This is a genomic window from Butyrivibrio sp. VCD2006, assembly GCF_000423925.1.
Taxonomy (GTDB): domain Bacteria; phylum Bacillota; class Clostridia; order Lachnospirales; family Lachnospiraceae; genus Butyrivibrio.
The window spans coordinates 254,171-273,323 of sequence record NZ_AUIX01000002.1; the positions used below are offsets into that span (position 1 = coordinate 254,171).

Annotated in this window: 19 protein-coding genes; 15 read left to right on the forward strand and 4 right to left on the reverse strand. The window is 42.3% G+C overall.

The window, feature by feature from the left end:
• Positions 1-150 precede the first annotated feature (150 nt).
• The 6 genes from G586_RS0102640 (at position 151) to G586_RS0102670 (ending at position 5,760) form a co-directional block, all read left to right on the forward strand.
• A complete protein-coding gene (locus G586_RS0102640; protein ID WP_035772209.1) occupies positions 151-939 on the forward strand; it encodes a CPBP family intramembrane glutamic endopeptidase in 789 nt (262 codons plus the stop codon).
• Between the two features lie 336 nt (positions 940-1,275).
• Positions 1,276-1,608, forward strand: a complete 333-nt coding sequence (locus G586_RS0102650) for a DUF3795 domain-containing protein (RefSeq protein WP_026526449.1) — start codon at positions 1,276-1,278, stop codon at positions 1,606-1,608.
• Positions 1,609-1,757: 149 nt separating this feature from the next.
• Entirely contained in the window at positions 1,758-2,222 is a 465-nt protein-coding gene (locus tag G586_RS0102655) for an RNA polymerase sigma factor (RefSeq protein WP_026526450.1), read from the forward strand.
• Between the two features lie 104 nt (positions 2,223-2,326).
• Positions 2,327-3,559 (forward strand): hypothetical protein, encoded by a 1,233-nt coding sequence (locus G586_RS0102660; RefSeq protein ID WP_026526451.1) that lies wholly within the window; start codon positions 2,327-2,329, stop codon positions 3,557-3,559.
• A 503-nt stretch (positions 3,560-4,062) separates the two neighbouring features.
• Complete coding sequence (locus G586_RS0102665; RefSeq protein ID WP_026526452.1) at positions 4,063-5,322, forward strand: MFS transporter; 1,260 nt, start codon at positions 4,063-4,065, stop codon at positions 5,320-5,322.
• A 93-nt stretch (positions 5,323-5,415) separates the two neighbouring features.
• Entirely contained in the window at positions 5,416-5,760 is a 345-nt protein-coding gene (locus G586_RS0102670) for a phenylpyruvate tautomerase MIF-related protein (protein WP_026526453.1), read from the forward strand.
• 147 nt (positions 5,761-5,907) lie between these two features.
• On the opposite strand, the gene G586_RS0102675 is transcribed toward G586_RS0102670, so the two are convergent.
• The 3 genes from G586_RS0102675 to G586_RS21545 form a co-directional block, all read right to left on the reverse strand.
• Complete coding sequence (locus tag G586_RS0102675) at positions 5,908-6,945, reverse strand: hypothetical protein (protein WP_026526454.1); 1,038 nt, start codon at positions 6,943-6,945, stop codon at positions 5,908-5,910.
• Positions 6,946-7,030: 85 nt separating this feature from the next.
• Positions 7,031-8,464, reverse strand: coding sequence for an MBOAT family O-acyltransferase (locus tag G586_RS0102680; protein ID WP_026526455.1), 1,434 nt, complete (start codon positions 8,462-8,464; stop codon positions 7,031-7,033).
• 82 nt (positions 8,465-8,546) lie between these two features.
• Complete coding sequence (locus tag G586_RS21545) at positions 8,547-9,245, reverse strand: flavin reductase family protein (RefSeq protein WP_051204455.1); 699 nt, start codon at positions 9,243-9,245, stop codon at positions 8,547-8,549.
• A 280-nt stretch (positions 9,246-9,525) separates the two neighbouring features.
• Here G586_RS21545 and G586_RS0102690 point away from each other — a divergent pair, with 280 nt between their 5' ends.
• The 9 genes from G586_RS0102690 (at position 9,526) to lgt (ending at position 18,306) form a co-directional block, all read left to right on the forward strand.
• A complete protein-coding gene (locus G586_RS0102690; RefSeq protein ID WP_207640715.1) occupies positions 9,526-11,436 on the forward strand; it encodes a hypothetical protein in 1,911 nt (636 codons plus the stop codon).
• Complete coding sequence (locus G586_RS0102695; protein ID WP_026526457.1) at positions 11,433-11,885, forward strand: hypothetical protein; 453 nt, start codon at positions 11,433-11,435, stop codon at positions 11,883-11,885. Before G586_RS0102690 ends, G586_RS0102695 begins: the two co-directional genes overlap by 4 nt.
• 49 nt (positions 11,886-11,934) lie before the next feature.
• Positions 11,935-12,570, forward strand: coding sequence for an endonuclease III domain-containing protein (locus G586_RS0102700; protein ID WP_026526458.1), 636 nt, complete (start codon positions 11,935-11,937; stop codon positions 12,568-12,570).
• A 10-nt stretch (positions 12,571-12,580) separates the two neighbouring features.
• Complete coding sequence (locus tag G586_RS21550; RefSeq protein ID WP_051204448.1) at positions 12,581-13,435, forward strand: putative ABC transporter permease; 855 nt, start codon at positions 12,581-12,583, stop codon at positions 13,433-13,435.
• 14 nt (positions 13,436-13,449) lie between these two features.
• Complete coding sequence (locus G586_RS0102710) at positions 13,450-14,742, forward strand: M18 family aminopeptidase (protein ID WP_026526459.1); 1,293 nt, start codon at positions 13,450-13,452, stop codon at positions 14,740-14,742.
• Positions 14,743-14,829: 87 nt separating this feature from the next.
• On the forward strand, positions 14,830-16,116 hold the full coding sequence (locus G586_RS0102715) for an SseB family protein (RefSeq protein WP_026526460.1): 1,287 nt from the start codon (positions 14,830-14,832) through the stop codon (positions 16,114-16,116).
• Positions 16,117-16,253: 137 nt separating this feature from the next.
• Complete coding sequence (locus tag G586_RS0102720; protein ID WP_026526461.1) at positions 16,254-17,141, forward strand: chemotaxis protein CheX; 888 nt, start codon at positions 16,254-16,256, stop codon at positions 17,139-17,141.
• Between the two features lie 31 nt (positions 17,142-17,172).
• Positions 17,173-17,535: a response regulator gene (locus G586_RS0102725; protein WP_026526462.1), complete on the forward strand. Its 363-nt coding sequence runs from the start codon at positions 17,173-17,175 to the stop codon at positions 17,533-17,535.
• A gap of 18 nt (positions 17,536-17,553) precedes the next feature.
• Positions 17,554-18,306, forward strand: a complete 753-nt coding sequence (lgt, locus tag G586_RS0102730; RefSeq protein ID WP_026526463.1) for a prolipoprotein diacylglyceryl transferase — start codon at positions 17,554-17,556, stop codon at positions 18,304-18,306.
• Between the two features lie 59 nt (positions 18,307-18,365).
• On the opposite strand, the gene ymfI is transcribed toward lgt, so the two are convergent.
• On the reverse strand, positions 18,366-19,112 hold the full coding sequence (gene ymfI, locus G586_RS0102735; protein WP_026526464.1) for an elongation factor P 5-aminopentanone reductase: 747 nt from the start codon (positions 19,110-19,112) through the stop codon (positions 18,366-18,368).
• Positions 19,113-19,153 lie beyond the last annotated feature (41 nt).

Below are 19,153 nucleotides of genomic sequence, written 5' to 3' on the forward strand. Positions count from 1 at the left end.
TGCATAATCACACCTTATAAGTGTAACGAGAGGAGCACAAAAACCAAATATGTATTATAGAGTCAGGTAACAAGTGGGACTTACAGGCAAAAAGGTAGGTCCCAATTATTTGATAATTCAACCGACAATCTGTCGGTAAGGAGGGATCGAATGGAAAAGCAAGTAAAAAGGTATGTAGCCCTGAGCTATATTGTGTTCTGGTTTATGGTGCTGGGACTTTGCGGAACGGCGAGTATGGTGTTTCACTGTCCGCCGGTTGTAATGAGGATTTTGTCGAATGTCTGCGCATGGGCACCGACATTTGTGCTGCTTGCAGGATTCAAATATTTTTGCAAAGGTCAGACAATCGTAGGCTTTTACAAAAAAGCCTTTGGCGGAAGAGTCAGCTTTGTGACTCTCGCAGCTGCAGCAATTATAACTCTCTGCGCGACACTTATAACGGTGCTTATACTGTCCTTGCTTCAGGGAAAACCATATGCCGAATACTGGAGCCTTGGAGCTTATCCATTCTGGGCATCATTTCTTTTCTCAATAACAACAGGACCTACAGGAGAGGAATCCGGCTGGAGAGGGTACCTTCGTCCGCACCTTAATGAAAAGTACACCTTTTTTAAAGCATCTGTGATCCAGGGAGTTATATGGGCATTCTGGCATACAGTACTCTGGTTTGTGGATTCTGATTACATGGGAATCCAGATGATACCCTATGTCTTGTCCAATGTCATTGTAATGACGGGACTTTGCTTTATCATGAACTATTTTATGGAAAAGAATGACAACCTGATTTATGGCATAGTGATCCATTTCTGTTTTAATTTCCTGTATTGCTTTTTGCAGGTTGACATATGGTTCTACGTCGTTTTGTCAGCTATTTACATTTTGATAATTGCATTGATTACTTTAATAAAGAAAACTGAGAGAGGTCATGATGAACATTGAAGAAAAAATTGAAATATTCAAAAAGGAGCTTATCAGCCTTCTTTCGGAAACTGAGGAAATTTGCGGCATTGGTCAGACCGGTGATATATGAAGATGCGATCGAAGCTTCTATATTGGAATTACGTGCTTTGGCGGAGGAACTTAAGTCCTGCTGGAAAAGTAAACCTGTGTAAAACTAAGTGACTTTAGTGTAAATGCGCATAGTCTTTATTTTGTATGATATCTTGAATGTCAAAATAGGAATCCGTATTGGCTGCGGGTTTCGCAAGAAAATGATTGAGAATGCAATTATTTTTAGAAGGAAAAACTTTATAATTTTATGGTAGGAGGCTTATGATGAAAGAACTGATAGCGTATTGTGGACTGGACTGCGGGGCCTGTGAAGCCCGCAAAGCAACTCTTGAAAGTGATGACGAGCTGCGAAGCAAGGTTGCAAAGGAGTGGACTGAACTCAACCAGGTTGAAATCACTCCTGAGATGATCAACTGCACGGGCTGCCGCGTTGCAGGAGCTAAGACACCGTTTTGCGATAAGCTCTGTCCTATAAGACAGTGTGCAATGGGAAAAGGCTATGAAACCTGCGGTGATTGCAGTGAGATGGAAGGCTGTGAGAAGCTTTCAATGATTACAGGCAATAATGCAGAGGCTAAGAATAATTTGAAGAAATAAAAAATTTATAATTTTTCCCAACACTTTCATGATCTCAAACGTTATATATTCAGAAGCGCGTATTTAACGGTATACAGAATGAACTGATAACCACGCTGCGCTTTTAAGAAGTGTGGAGGAGAGGGCTGCTGAGCTGGGCCGGAACTTAAATGTACAGGGAAATTTCAGATTTATATGAAAAACTGAATGATGAACTGATCCGTTGGTGCAGCTACATGACAGGAGACCGATATGCGGCTGAGGAGCTTGTCCAGGAAGGGTTTGTCAGGGCGATGAAAAATGAGGATACGCTCAAAACCATGGATGATGCCAGGAAGAGAGCGTGGATGTATCAGACAATCAAGCATCTTTTCATCGATAAAACAAGAAAAGAGAAGCATGAAAATCTGACGGATGAAGCACCTGATTCCGGAAAGCTTGTACAGGAATATACAGAGGCCGAGTGGATTCAGCTTATTAATTCACTTCCAAAGGATGAGGGAAAAGTGCTTGTCCTAAGATACTTGGAAGACATGACCTCGGGGCAAATAAGTCAGATTTTAGGAATGCCACCGGGGACAGTCAGGAGCAAGCTTCACGACGCACGAAAACACCTGCGGGAACTTCTCGAATAAGTATACGAAACACCTCGGGAACTTCTTGAATAGGTATGCGAAAACACATTCTTGAACTTCTCGAATAAACACGCGAAACGTCTGAAAAATGAAAGGGGAAAATTATGAGATTAAAGATCAACTGTGATACATGTGATGCCAGAAAAATAAATGAAGACAACTACAAGGGATACGAGGAAATCATCGTTAATGCTGACGAGATGATCGTGGATGAGCGAAGCAAGAACATACTACACAGACTGCCCTTCAGCATTAAGGCCGATGAGGTCAGAACTGTGGAGCTTGGTGATACAGTTAAAAATGTACAGAGCATTAACGGAGTTTATGAAATCGGTCCTGAAACGATGGTTCAGGAAGGAACAGTTCTTAGCATTAATGGTTTTCTCAAGATAGCTCCGAATTCGGATGAGGTACTGAAGAGATTCGAGAAAATCAACATCAACGGCGTTATACTTTGTCCCAAGAGCCTTGCGGGAAGGCTTCCCATGGATAAGATTTCAATGAACGGTATGACCAAGGCTTATCCGGACGATTATGTGCTTCTCGACAACAGATACAATCTGGACAGATATTTTCCCTTTAGGGCAGTTGAGAACAAGGGCTATTTTGCTGCATCCTGCATCTATGATGTGGACTTGGAGACAGATTTTGGAAAGCTCATGGAGAAGAATGTAAAGCTTTATACAGATAAGTTTTATGTGAGAAAAGAGCACCTTGAAAAGGCACTTCCTATAGTGAACATCGAGGCGAAAATTGTGGAGATACCGGATGAGTGTGCACTTATTGTAAAGGATCTTTGCGAGCTTAATGAGTCACTGATTACAAACTACGGTGATAAGCTTTATGTGACCGGTGTCACTGTGATCAAGAAGGAGAACCTTTCTGCACTGGAGAAAGTAAAGACACTTGTTGTTGATGGTATGGTCAGAATCGACAGAGAATGTGTTGATAAGTTTAACGAGATAAATGCCGCATGCGACCAGCTTGTAGTTATGGAAGGTCACACTATCACAGACCAGACATTCGCAACAATCGACAGGGAAACTCTTGAGAACCACCCGGAGGGTGTGAGTGTAAGAGATGTCGCTATGCTTAATATAAGTGCTGATGTTCCGCCTGCACTTATCCGCGAAAGGCTTAAGATAACTGACTGTGCAAAGATCAGTTGCTCGGAACAGCAGAAGGCAGCATTATCAGAGGTTTCCACAGATGTTGCTTTGATCGGAAGCTCAACTCTTAAGAATGTATTTGGTTCACTTTTTGGAAAAATTGGAGATAGTGATAACGGCTCATATGGTGATACAAAGTTTGTAAATGCCGACTATTATGAACTATAAGATAGAAAAAACTGTTGACGATATTTAGTTAGGATGATAAAAAGGAATAGTGCTTTGTTTTAACGTATAAGTTTTGGAGGTTAAGGGGAATGAGTAATAGGTGATATTGATTCAGATGCATAATTACAACCAGAGGGGTTGAATCTGCGTTACGTTTTTTCGTAAGGTTTATTTGGTGGCGTGATTTTGCCGGACATTAAGCTTTATGGAATGATGAATCATATCAATCTATAGCATTTCGGTATGAAACTTATACTGACATAATATATGCTTGCCATGAGTTAATTTATGCTATCGTGGCTCTAATAGATTGTAGGATCCGTCTGTGTAACGCAGGCGGATTTTTTCTTTACCGGGTTTGGAAAACTATAATAAAGGATGACAAGTTTATGAGAAGTATATTTATTAAAGGAGAGCCTTAAAAACTGTAGCATTTATAGCACAGTAAATTTTGATAGTATCCCGAAGGATGGGAGTTTAAATGACAGTTTTTGGAGGACATCATGGAAGAGAGAACAACTAAAAATCCCTTATGGACCAGGGATTTTACAATAATTACACTTGGCACGGTGGTTTCCATGTTTGGAAACAGCATGGCCGGTTTTGCCATGAGCCTTATGGTTCTGGACTATACAGGTTCGACGGTTTTGTATGCGATATATCTTATGACATACACAGTTCCGCAGCTCATTGTGCCTATCATTTCAGGTGCGTTGCTTGATAGATTTTCAAGAAAAAAGATGATATATACGCTGGATTATTTCATGGGTGCACTGTATCTTTTTGTGGGAATAATGATGACTACAGGGTGGTTTAGTTTCCCTATTTTCGCGCTGTTTACTTTGACGATGGGAACTGTATCCAGCATTTATATGGTTGCATATGACAGCTTTTATCCGCTTCTGATCACAGAGGGGAATTATTCCAAGGCGTATTCGATAGCCAGCGTACTTGAGACCATGTCGATGATGATGGTCCCTGTTGCGACCTTCCTCTATAACCATTTTGGAATCGCACCGCTTATGTTTGTAAACGCTGTATGCTTTATTATTGCAGCGACCTTGGAAAGCATGATCCGCAAGGAAGAGGACTATATCGATAAGCAGAAGAAGAGCATCGAAGGAGAAAATATGGGACGCTTAGGCCGAATGGTCACCGATATAAAAGAGGGCTTTATGTATCTTGCGTCAGAGAAGGGACTTCTGGCTGTAGCCATCTATTTCTTCTTCAGCGCCATGGCAGGCGGTGCTTCAAATGTAATATGCCTGCCCTATTATAAGAGTAACTTTGAAAACGGCGAATATCTTGTACAGCTTGTGTTTGGAATGGCATTTATCGGACGAGCTGTTGGCGGATATTTTCATTACAGAAGAAAGCTTCCGACAAAATTCAAATACTACATTGCAATCGGAGTGTACGTAATTATCGGAGTGTTTGAGGGACTATATCTCTACGTTCCTGTTGGCACAGCTATGAAGCTTGCGTTTATTGTGGGAATAGGCGGAGTTACCAGCTACACCATCAGAATTTCTTCGACCCAGAGCTATGTCCCCGATGAGAAAAAAGGAAGATTCAACGGTGCTTTCCAGGTGCTTAGCACATCGGGAACCCTTGTGGCTGAGCTTCTTGCCGGAGCGTTGGCTACGCATTTTGACGAGAGGGCGGTTTTGCTTGCGTTTGAACTACTGGCAGTGTGCTCTGCGCTTATTATCATCGGCGGAAACAAAAAGTATGTTAAGCCTCTTTACAACAGAGAGATGTAATTTGTTGAAATGTCTCCATGGGTCGGCTAGTATAGAATATACAAGCTTTGAGCGATTTAACTGATTTTTAGCGAGACTAAGGAGGAAAATGATATGCCATTTATTGATTCTAAGGTAAGCGTAAAGACAACTCCCGAGCAGAGAAAAGAGCTTAAGGAGAGACTCGGACAGGCGATTGCACTTATCCCCGGAAAGAGTGAGAGCTGGCTCATGCTGGACATTGAGGATGAGCACAACATGTATTTCAGAGGCGAAAATGATCAGCCTACAGCGTTTATAGCAGTTAATGTCTATGGAGATCCAAACCCTGCTGCATTCAGTAAGATGACAGCTGAGGTTACCAAGATCTATGGCGAAGTACTTGGCATCGCTCCTGATCACATGTATATCAGATATGCTGCTACAAAAGACTGGGGCTGGAACGGAAGCAACTTTTAAATATATGCCCGGTTTCTGTATTTTAGTAGGTATTTTGGCATGTTACAGAAGGATTTTGAGGCAAGTTTTTAAATTAATAGCTGATTAAACAGATTTGGTAGGTACTTTTCATAAAAAGATACCTACCAAATTTTATATTATGGATGTTTATTTATTTTTGTTTTTCTCTAAATTCTTTTCCTTTGCATCAAGCATCATTTCTTCCGTAACTTTGATGCTCTCATCCCATGAGCTGTAGCGCTCATCACCTCTGTGATCTTCAATTCTGTCACTATATCTCTCAAAAAGCTGAGCGGCAAAAAACTCTGTAAACTTGCAGCTTCCTTCATAATTTAAGTGAGAGTAGTCATTGAAATCAGTTTCAAAATCAAGTCCTATGTCATCGTAATTGAAATTCATGTTCATGAATTCAATCCCATTTTCATCAGCAATCTGGCTGATTCTGTTGTAGGTCAGCATGTCCTTATCATCTGCGATATACGGTGCGACTATGAAAAAAAGCTCAACATCGTTTTTCTTTGCTAGGTCGATGATCTTCATAAGATATTTTTCTGACTTAGGTGTGAGGTCATCGGCGATGGTTTCGGTGAGCACAGGTCTGTCCTGGGGGAGAACTGCGCAGTAAGGTGTGTAGCCCTTAAAGGATGCGAGGTCTTCCTTTCCAAATAACGCCGCAAAATCTTCATCTGTAAGCTCTTCATATCTGTTGTGATAGGTGAAAAAATCAGGAGTGTAATCATCCATCCGGCCAATGGCACAGCTTGTCACAAAGAGCTTAAGCTTGTTTAGCGAAGGGCGAAGTCCCTGCAGATTCTCATATAAAAAGTCGTACTGGTAGTCATCCTTATAGCGGGCAACAGAGTAAAAATCCAGAACAGCAACCTTGGGTTTCTGGGTTTTCAATGCTTCCCTGAAGTAGTAATAGGTCTGCCACATGGTCTGCTCGGCAGCGCTGAAATCAAATGTCGCCATGCCATAGTTTTCCCACAAAAGCGCAGTGTTCACATCGCAGTGAATATGGCTTGAGCCGAGCATGAGGACATCAATGGAATCCTTTGGCTGCTCGTAGAAGCTCCTTGCCTGATTGATGCCGTGTATGGACTTTTCTGAAAGCAGTCTGTCAAGAAACACCATGGTGATGATGAAGAGGATGACAAACGCTGCATAGGTTAGTATTTTTTTCATTATGGTTAAAACCTCAAAATTCGTTATGAAAAGCACAAGCAGTTTAGGCCGGTGCAAACCTTACAGATAGTACAAATCAAATAAATCAGAAATCCATATACATGAATCCGATTACCTGCTCCGACGATCCGTAAACACCGTATACGAGAAGCAGTACAAGCAGAACGTAAAATAAGAGGAGTCTTATAGGAAGTGATAAGTTTGCCAGAAGCACCGGGAAATCCTGCTTTTTAACACTTGAAAATACATCCATGACTATCATGACGATTACGGCAATGATCATTATATATAGCTGGAAATTGCTCATTTCAAGAAGCTCCAGCTCTTTAGTCCAGCTGTAATCAATGTCGTTTCCAAGGAACATGTACTTTATATATCTAAGTGCACTTGAGAGACTTCCTGAACCGAACAGAACCCAGGCCAATGAAACGCTGCAGAAAACCAGAATCCTTCTGACTATTTTCATTACCCTGGCATCCCATACATGGAATGTGTCTAAAAGGTTATCAGCAACCGAGAGGAAACCGTGCATTAGTCCCCATGCCACAAAATTAAGACCATTTCCATGCCAAAGTCCGCAGACAAGGAAAACCACCACGGTGTTTAAGTGCTTCCGCAGAGTACCTTTTCTGTTTCCGCCAAGAGGAATGTAGATATAATCCTTCAGCCAGTTGCTAAGAGAAATGTGCCATCTTCGCCAAAAGTCAGACATACTTTTTGCTGTGTAAGGCGCTTTGAAATTCTGCGTGAGTTTTATTCCAAACAGTGATGCGAAACCGATAGCAATTGAAGAATATCCTGCAAAGTCAGTGTAGATCTGCAGGGTATACATGAGACTTCCAAAAAGGAGTGCTTTTCTTGAATGAAAGTCGGGATTCTCAAGAAGTATAGCGGTATATTTTGCAAATCTGTTTGCGAGAATAAGCTTCATACAAAATCCGTAGAGGATGTAGGAAAAGCTGAGGGTCAGACTTTCCTCATTTATAAATTTCCTGTTACATACATACTCTTTTTGTGAAAAGAAGTCTTCAGCCCTTTCGATAGGTCCGCTGATAAATTTCATGAAAAGTGACTGGTAAATAATGAAATCCACAGGAGAAGGAAAATGCTTAACTTTTCCTGTTTTTACATCAACTATGAAGCTGATTGACTGAAAAACGTAGTATGAAAAACCAAGAGGGAGTACCAGAAAGAAAAGACTTCCGGGGAGCTTGCCTCTTGCATTTAAGAGATCTCCGAATTTGAAAACAGTAAGAGACAGTGCACAAACAAGCACTCCGAAAACTGTAAGAGCAAGGGAAAGCTTACTGTTTTTTTCTCGATTAGAGTGGATAACTTTGCCAATGATATAAGCAAAAGCTGAAGTGGCAAGCATTACTGCGGCAGCAAAACCGCTGATATGTGTCACATAGAAAAGGCTTACGAAAGCGAGGACCAGGGGCCTTAGCTTTGGCGTAGCAAGATAAAAAAGTATAAGTGAACCTACTAGAAACACAAGCGTTGTGAATTCAAATGTCATACCATCTCCCCAAACATTTTTGTGACTTTAAGTATATAAAGTAGCTGCAAGTTTGTTTGAATATGCCTCCCCCAAAAAAGGATTACTTTCTGCGTTTGTTTGTCTTGGTGCTTTTTCGTGCAGTAGGCGCCTTTTTTGATCCGGATTGCTTTTGGGTTCTGGATGCTTTTGAAGCTTTAGTGGCTTTTGCTGCGGACTTCACTTTTTTATCTGAAGCTTTCTTTTTCGCTACGCTGTAGCCGAATTTTCCAAGCTTTTCACCCAGTGAGAAATACTCGCCGTGGGAGTATGCGATAAGGTCGGCCTTCTTAAGGTCGAATCTATTCCTTTCGTCCAAATATCTGTCATCGACATCGACACACATTACCTCTGCGATGAACAAGTCGTGAGTTCCAAGTTCAACTATCTGCTTTACCTTGCACTCTATATTTACAGGGCTCTCGAGAATTCCGGGTGCACTGATCTTATTTGACTTCTGAGGTGTGAGATTCATCTCTTTGAATTTGTCAAAATCTCTGCCGGATCTGACACCGCACCAGTCAGTAGCTTTCACAAGTTTTCTGTTTGTGAGGTTTACAACAAATTCACCTGTCTCCTTTATGATGTCATAAGAATAGCGCTCTTTTCGTACGGAAATAGAAAGCATGGCCGGAGAACTGCAGATGTTACCTGCCCATGCAACTGTTATGATATTTGGAACTTCACCTTCCCTTTGGCAGCTTACCATCACTGCGGGAATGGGATAGAGCATGTTTCCGGGTTGCCATATTTCTTTTGCCATGATTACTCCTGTCTTATTTCTCATAAAGTTGAAACAGGGTTCAATAGATAATCGTTTTTTACTGATAGAATGAACCGCTGTACTAACAAATATACCATTTCTTGACACCATAAGGAAAGGAAAAATCTGCTGTGGTCACGGAGCACCTCATAATAGCTTTTTTGGTTGCTTTTAGGGCTAAAAACCTTTAAAATTAAAGTGTTTTAGTTTTGCTTTTTGTATTCTTTATGAGGGATTTGTTTTGAAGGGGCATATATTAGAAAAAATAAGCAGTACAGCTGTGATACTCAGTATCATTACGGCTACCGTTACAGCAAGTGCGGCAGACATTTTGCCTGCATGTGCAATGGAGGTATCTTCTGGGGATTCTGAAAGTCAATTTGAAACTCCGGAGGAAGAGATTGCAAGCGAGCCTGTGAGTGCTGAGGTCGATGAAGTGAAGACGGAAGTTGAGACAGCTTCTGAGACGCAGACAGAGATTGTTGCGGATTCTCCCAGGGAAGCCGAAGCACCAACAGAAGCAGAAACACCGGCAGAAGTCGAAGCACCGGCAGAAGCAGAAACACCGGCAGAAGTTGAAGCGCCTGCAGAAGCAGAAACACCTGCAGAATCCGAAGCACAACCGGATGTGCAGATTGCTTCGCCTGTAATCGTTTCAGCAATCAATGTCACGGGTACAACTTCACCCGTCGTTTATGACGGACAGGAGCACAGCTTTGTGGTGACACTTGCTACTGAGGGCGCGGATGCTGATGGAAAAGTCTATAGTATTTCCGGAGCTGAAGGTGCTGCAACTGTAAGCGTTACTGCTAAAAATGTATCTCAGAACACTTTTGAGATCACTGATTTAACAGGAATAACTGTGACTTCGGATGGGACAACAGCGGTTACTCCTGCATCGCTTATTGTAAGTGCTGACGTCATCACTAAGAGAGACGTCACATTACAGTCAATGAACCTTGTAAAAACATACGATGGAAACCCGCTTGAGAATGGAGAGACTCCACTGGCAGATGAGACCGGATGGGTCAGTGGTGAAGGCGCTTATTACACCTTTACAGGCAGCAGAACAGCCATCGGAACAGGAATAAATGAGTTTACGATCGTCTCTGCAAAAGAGGGTACCGATCTTAACAACTACAATATCAATTACATCTTCGGCGCGATCACTGTTGTTGAGAGACTTGATGCTCAGAAATACATCATCACGGTCGAGGCAGTGAGCACTACGGCCAAGTACTCGGGAAAAGATCAGACAGTCACAGGATACGTCCTTGAAGGAAGAAGTGATTCCGAGTTTCGGGTAAACGGAAGCGGAGATGCCTCACAGGTTCTCTCTGTAATAATCGGCAATGCGACCTTTACGGTAACCGGCATTGCTGCAACTGCTACCGGTAAAAACGCCGGGACGTATTCGGTTAATATAACAGGGACACCTGTAATCAGAGATGCTGAGGGCAATGATGTTACAAACCAGTTTGTGTTTGAATTTAAGCCCGGCAAATTTGAGATTGAAAAGAGACATGTAATTCTCACTTCTGCAAGCCTTACTAAGAAGTATCACAATAAGACAATCAAGAAGCACAGCGTTACCGTTTCAGGTGACGGCTTTGCTGAAGGGGAAGGCGCGACCTACGAGTTTACAGGAAAACAGAAAGAAGTAGGACAGAGCTACAATTATTTCACATACAAGCTTAATGAAGGTACACTCGCAGATAACTACGATATTGAGAAGGTTCCCGGAATTCTTAAGGTTAAGAAGCCTGATGATATAGCTATAAATGAGACAGGTAATAATAATTCTTCAGGCAATGGTAGCAGTAATGAGTCACAGGCCTCTAATAATACGCAGACTACAGAATCTGAAAATAATAATGCTGCAGGCACAAATCATGTGACTGACAGTAGTTCGGCAGCAAGTAGTGCTTCAGGTGGAAATGCAGCTGTTTTACCTACTCCTGCATCCACTATAGAAGGCGCTGGTCAGGCTGACGGACAGAGCGTTCTCGGTGCCAAAAGAGGTGATGTTACAGTAGATATTGCCAATCCTCAAAAAGAATCCGTTCTTGGAGCCAGAAGGGCATCTACGGATGATGAGACTAATATTGAAGGCCACATAATGATATTTGCCGCTGCAATAGCTTTTATGGCAGCGCTAAAAATAAAAAGGAACAAGAGAATTAAAAGATGACTGATTCAGAATCACGTATTTATGGGAAAAATTTAATTTGTGTATGTGTCAATGAAGCATCGGAGAGAGATATAAACGGTGTTTTATGGACACCCTATGAAGAGGATCCGCTTCCGTTTGCCAGCGGCTTTGAAATGATAATGCTGATGGACAGACTCTATGACAACTGGGACTTTCCGCAGCGTACTACCTCTTACAGAACCTTTGGACAGAAGGACAAGACGAGGGATTATCACAATCCCAACTCTATCAGAAAGAGAGAACCGATAAGAAGCCTTAAAACATACAGAGGCGAGAAGGCTACATTTTTAGTACAGGTTAAGTTCAGACAAAACAGTACCTGGCAGGGTCAGATATTGTGGTCTGAAAAGAAGAAGAACGTTCATTTCAGAAGCGCACTTGAGCTGTTAAAGCTTATGAACAGTGCACTTGAACAGGTTGGGGAATAAGAATTAGTCCGGGAGGCTTTTGCTTTTCGGACTTTTTGGTGTGTGTTTAATGACGAAAAAACAACTTGCCCTTGAAGTAATTGAGAGATTGAAAAAAGAATATCCGGATGCGGACTGTACGCTCGACTATAGTGAGGCATGGCAGCTACTTGTGAGTGTAAGACTGGCAGCACAGTGCACTGATGCCAGAGTCGATCAGACAACTCCTCTTTTGTATGAAAAATTTCCCACGGTCGAGGCTCTTGCAGCTGCAGATCCAAGTGAGATAGAGGAAATCGTCCGTCCCTGCGGCCTTGGCAAATCCAAGGCAAGGGACATAAGTGCGTGCATGAAGGTGCTGCATGAGAAATATAACGACAATGTCCCGGATAATATGGAAGAGCTTCTTGCACTTCCGGGAGTTGGCAGGAAAAGTGCCAACCTTGTACTTGGTGATGTTTTCGGAAAACCGGCTATTGTCACGGACACCCATTGCATAAGACTGTGCAATATGATCGGACTTGTTAATGACTTAAAGGACCCGGCCAAGGTAGAAAAGGAACTTTGGAAAATAATTCCTCCTGAGGAAGGAAACAGCCTTTGCCACAGATTTGTGTGGCATGGCAGAGCCGTATGTGTTGCCAGAAGACCTGCATGTGACAAGTGCTGTCTCAAGGATATCTGCAAGTACGGTAAAAAGATATAGGAGCTATTTTATGTTTATTAGTAAGCTATTTATTGAATTTATGGTATTTAGCTTTGTGGGATGGATATATGAGTGCATCTACTGCACTGTCAAAGAGGGACACTGGAGAAACAGAGGATTTTTATTCGGGCCTCTGTGTCCTATTTATGGGACAGGTTCTGTAGCATGTGAGCTTGTATTTGGATATCTTCCGATTTTCAGAGATACACCTTATAACATGATTCCACTCTGGAAGATATTCCTGATATGTGCAGTCGGTAGTGTTTTTCTTGAGTATGGAACATCATATTTTCTTGAAAAAAGATTTCACGCAGTCTGGTGGGAATATAATGACATACCGCTTAACATTAACGGACGTGTATGTCTCCCGGCAACTCTCGGCTTTGGCGTGGCGGGTATCATGGTTACAAGATTTGTACTGCCTGCAGCCGATACAGTAAAGGCGATGATTCATCCTCTGGTTGCGGAGGTTATAGCGCTTCTGCTCATGGCTTATCTTGCAGCGGATATTGTTCTTACTGTTTCAAGTCTTGTTCACCTTCTCGATATTGTTGAGGGTGCAATGACTCAGTTTGATGAGAGAATGGAAGATGTCTATATGACCGCGGCGGCAACACCTGCCAAGGCGAAGGAAGCAATCACATCCATGCCTTTGAAGGCGAAAGAAGCTATCACGACAACGCCGCCTATAAAGGCTATAGCCCAAGCGGCAGAATTACTTGATATCAGGCAGAAATATCAGCTTATCAATATTAAGAATTTCAGGTTCAAGAGACCTGTACTTCGAGGTGGCAAGAGCCTCAACACTGAAAGAATGTCAGAGTTCTATAAAGGACTTCAGGATAGAATAAGGACAGGAAAGTAAGAAGGTAAAGAGTTATGAAAAAATCAGTAAAAGGCTTAACGGATTTTATATGGAAGAGCCCGACGGCATATCACGCAGTCGACAACTTAAGAGCAAGACTTCTCGATGAAGGTTTTACGGAGCTTTCCGAGAATGAAAACTGGAAACTTAAAAAGGGCGGGAACTATTTTGTGACAAGAGGAGGTTCCTCAATCATTTCTTTTAAACTTCCGAAGGATGATTACAAGGGATTCTACATGATCGCCAGCCACAGTGATTCTCCGTCATTTAAGATAAAGGAGAACCCTGAGATAGAATCAGCGGGAGCATATGTCACGCTCAACGTCGAAAAATATGGCGGCATGCTTTGTGCACCTTGGTTCGACAGACCGCTCTCAGTAGCAGGAAGAGTTATTGTAAAAAAGAATTCTAAGGATGGAGCAATCGGATTTGACTCCAAGCTTGTTGATGTAGGAAGGAATCTTGTGATGCTTCCCTCACTTGCCATTCATATGGACAGAGAGGCAAACGACGGTCATAAGTATAACGCCCAGAAGGACATGCTTCCTATTTTCGGCGATGAGAAGAGCAAGGATAAGTTCATGACCCTCATTGCAAAGGCAGCAGGAGTTAAGGAAAAGGATATCATTTCTCATGATCTTTTCCTGTATAACAGAGTAGAGCCCACAGTGTGGGGCGCAGCAGACGAGTACGTATCAGCCGGAAGACTCGATGACCTTGAATGCTGTTATGGCTCCTTCGAAGGTTTTATTGGTGCTGAGAACAAAAAGAATGTTATAATGCACGTTGTATTTGATAACGAAGAAGTGGGAAGCACTACAAGACAGGGTGCTGCTTCCACCTTCCTTAAGGATACACTTGAGAGAATCAGTGAGAGCTTTTCAAAAACAAAAGAAGACTACCTTGTTTCAATAGCAAATAGCTTTATGGTATCTGCTGACAATGCTCACGCGGTTCATCCCAATTACGTGGAAAAAGCCGACCCCGTGAACAGACCTCAGATGAACAAGGGTATTGTGATCAAGTATAACGCTAATCAGAAATACACCACAGATGCTGTATCGGGTGCTATTTGCAAGATGGTTTGCGAGAAGGCAGGCGTTCCTTATCAGACCTTTACAAACAGATCTGATGTTGCAGGCGGTTCAACACTTGGCAACATTTCAGGAACACAGGTCGCGTTAAGAACAGTGGATATAGGTATGGCACAGCTTGCAATGCACTCACCCTATGAGACTGCAGGAGTGCAGGATGTTGATTATCTTATCGACTTTTCAAAAGAATTTTATTCAAGTGATTTACAGTAATTTGACAACAATATCCGCCTTCCCCTTGGGGGGAAGGTGTCGCCAAAGGTGACGGATGAGGGGAATTATCAGATTGGAGATTTAGCAATGGGACTTTTTAACTTTTTAGGCGGAAAGAAAAACAAGGAAGACGAGGCGGCTCTTCTTGAACAGCAGGAGGCTGAGAGAAAAGAGCAGGTGATAGCTGAGCTTAAGGAAAAGCACAAGGGGCTTGGCTGGCCTGTTCCCGGAAGACTCAATCCTATTAAGATTGATGGAATGGAAGAGATGGTCTTTGAAGATCCTATTTCCGAAGAGAGAAAAGATGAGATAGGTGAACTTATCTACGAGGAGGATTTAAGCCTCGAGACTTTAAAATTCCTTTCACTTCAGGAGCTTTTATTCCTTCTTACAGTGCAGGAAAGATTCCAGAAGGAAGCACCTATCCCCGGTTACGAAGCTAACCACAGAAAGGTATATAACGAGATCCTTTCAAGGGTTCGTGATGCAAAAACACTTTATGTATTATTTGATCTAAATACCGGTTATCCTTTCATCGATCACGGATACATCAATATTTACTCATGCGAGGAGTATGCGCAGGAAGCAGTTAAGGTTTTTGAAAAGCAGTTCAGAAAGCTTCAGGTGCGCCCCTGCAAGGCAGATAACGAAGCAGAATCTGCCAGTGAGAGAAGAACATTTTTCGACTATCTCTACTACCTTGGAATTGAGAATTTCATAGTTGATAACGGATATTACAGAGCTCACTTCAAGAGAAACGAGATCGTTGCAGCTCCCGGAGACTGGGGCGGAGCAGGCGATAAGTCACCCAAGAATCCTGCTCTTGTATTCGCTATGCTTGATTTCCTGGGTGAGGCAAGATGGCCTGTTAAGTATGAGAAGAGAGAACAGGTTCTTACAGTAAAAGAGATGCGCATGGCACAGGCAGCACAGGCTGCAAAGTATATCGTACCCATGCAGCATGAGGGTCCTGTTGAGGTTCTCGACGACGGAAGATTTAAGTTTACTGCAGATACAAAGATTCGCTTCCCTGAAATAAAGAGCTCTGATGAAAAACACTTCCTTCCTATTTTTACGGACGGCGTGGAGTTTTCAAAGATGTTCAGAAATTCAGAGTACAGAGGAGCAGTGTTCGGCTTTAGTGATATCTTGAAATTCGTAGGAGATAAGCACGGTGTTATCATCAATCCTGCGGGTCAGAAGATCATGATCCCCAGAGAGAGAATGCTGGCGCTTCACATGGCTTCTCAGGTAGCAGCTGCCAAGAACGGCACAAATAAGCCTCAGAAGAGAAAGCTTTCCGAGACAGAGGCTGCTGTACAGTCAGCTATGAGCGGAAAGGGAATCGCAGCTAAGAATACTGAAGAGGAATAATATAACGCAAAATATTTGCGGCATTTAATAGTCTTGTGATATATCGTGTAAATTATAATTGTGGTATCATGTATATAGCGTGATTTTATTTTCTTGAATCATAGATACTTTTGTTTCCATAATTATGGAGGATTATTATGTTTGACCGAATCATTGGAAAGTACTTGCTTGATAAGGGCAGACTTACAAAGGATCAGTTGTCGGCAGTTTATGACGTCCAGGAATCAAAACGTGCTAAGCTCGGGGTTATAGCTGTTAGTGAAAAGCTGATGACCGTTGCGCAGGCTGAGGAGATAAATGCTCTTCAGGCTACAATGGACAAACGCTTTGGAGATTTGGCAATTGAGCGTGGATATATCACAGAGATACAGCTTGGATATCTGCTTTCTCTTCAGCTTAATGAGTTTATGACCTTTACTTCCGCTCTTGTGGAGAAGGGGCTTATGACTCTTGAGGAAGTGGACGTCATGATAAAGGAATATCAGCAGGAGAAGCAGTTTACCGATGATCAGATGACTATTCTTAAAAACTGCGATGTAGACCTGATAGTTCCTCTTTTCACCGGCTCAGATGATGAAGAGTATAATGCGATTTTCAGATATGGAATAAAAAACATATACCGATTAGTGGATGCACATCTTTATATAGGTAATGTTTATACCGTCAGGAATATTAAAGAAAAGTGCATTGCGTATCAGTCCTTCGAAGGCGACATTAAGGCTACAGTTGCTCTTTTGGGTAAGGATGTTGATCTGCAGAAAATGGCCAAGAGCTATACCAAGGAAGAATTCATTGAAACTGAGGAAGATGCTCTTGATGCTATGTGCGAGCTTATCAATTGTATAAATGGGTTGTATGCAACAGACAGGAGCAAGAAAGGCAAGAAAATCGACCTTGAGCCTCCATACTTTATAACGAAGTTTGGAGAGATAGCCGGTCAGGAAATAAGAGTCATGCCTATTTATTGTTCCGGAGCGGAAGTACTTCTTGTTGTTTCAGTGGGTAGTGACGTTACTGTAAAGTAATCACAGCACAGTGCTTATGAGGAGAGGGAAAATGGCAAACATACTTATTGTTGATGATTCAAGAACTTCCAGACGTGTTTTGAGAGACATGCTTGAAAAGCACGGTCATGTTATTGTAGATGAAGCTACGAACGGCCAGGAGGGATTTGACGATTATGGCAAGTTGAATCCTGACATTGTAACTATGGATATTACTATGCCGGTTATGGATGGAATTGAGAGCCTTAAGCTTATCCATAAGGCATATCCTGAATCAAAGGTAATAATGATAACCGCTGCGGGGCAGAATGAAAAGGTGAAGGAAGCACTTGAGAATGGTGCGACCGAATTCATTACAAAGCCTCTTGATGAAGATAAGGTAATATCTGCAATCGAGAAAGTAATGAAAAAGTAATACCGGAAATGAGGAATTATGTTTAATGATATTAAGATAGGTCCTGTTACATTACACATGTATGGGCTTATGATTGCTGTGGGGTTTCTCACAGCACTCATGATTGTACTTAAGAGAGGAAAAAAGAAGGGCCTGTCGGAGGATACCATTTATGGTATTTTCTATTGCGCAATTATCGGAGGCCTGCTTGGATGCAGGCTTCTGTTTTATATTGTGGAGATACCCAATATAATGAAGGATCCTTCAATATTATGGGATTTCAGAAATGGCTATGTCGTATACGGCGGAATTATAGGCGGTATTCTTACAAGTTTTATTTACGTAAAGACAAGGCATGAGGAGTATGGAAGATATTTCGATGTCGTTATGCCTGCAGTTGCAATAGCACAGGGCTTTGGCAGAATAGGATGCTTTTGTGCCGGATGCTGCTACGGAGCAGAGACGACAAGTCCTTTTCATGTAGTGTTCACGCACTCTGATTTTGCACCAAACGGCGTTCCGCTTTTGCCGACACAGCTAATGTCGTCAGCAGGTGATTTCCTTATCGGAATTTTCCTTATATGGTTTTCCGGTAAGACCGAGGTAAAATACAGAACCGGTGCGATGTACCTGATGCTCTACGGCGTTGGAAGATTTATCATCGAGTTCTTCCGTGCGGATTATAGAGGAAGCATTGGAGCTTTCTCAACATCACAGATTATTTCAATGGTGATGGTAGCTATTGGAGCCTGCATGTTTGCTATCGCTCCAAAGTTTGATATGAAGTTTTAAGAAGTATACGATCTTGAAGCTTTGAACCAACAATGTTTGTTTAGTTAAAAAACGGTGGCTTATATAAAGCCACCGTCAATTGTTATTATCTGACCTGTAAGGTATTTAGGGGACGTCGCAAGACTAAGAGCAAGCTCTGCTACTTCTTCAGGTCGTCCTAATCTGTCAGCGGGAATTTCGGAAGCAAGTTCTTTTAGCTCATCCTCGGACAGATGTGCTGAATTCATTTCAGTATCTATTACGCCACATGAGATGGCATTTACAGGTATTCCACTCGGAGCCAGTTCCTTAGCCAGGGCTTTGGTAAAAGCATTGACGCCGCCCTTCGACGCTGAGTAAGCTACTTCACACGAGGCTCCGACATTTCCCCATATCGAGGAGATATTTATTATTCGTCCCTCACCTTTTTTAACCATATAAGGAACGGCATTTTTACATATATAAAAAACAGAATCAAGATTGGTGCCGATAAGACTGTGCCATTCGTCTGCCGACATATCGGTCATAAGACCATACCAGGCAATGCCTGCATTATTTATAACAATGCTTGGGCTATTTCCCGGCAAGGCTGCTATTTCTTTAAACATTGAGATGACGCTATTTTCATCTGAAACGTCGCATGCAAAGGCTTTGGCGCTTATACCGTTTTCCTTAGAAAGCTCATCTGAAAAGGCTCGCAGGGAATCAATATTTGTTTTGCAGCACAGATAAAGGTCATAACCTTCCTTTGCAAAGGCAGTAGCTATAGCTTTTCCTATACCTCTTGATGCTCCTGTAATAAGTACCGGACCTTTGTGTGAACTCATGTAAGACTCCTTATGTCGGCTATCAGCCTGAACTCCTTTAA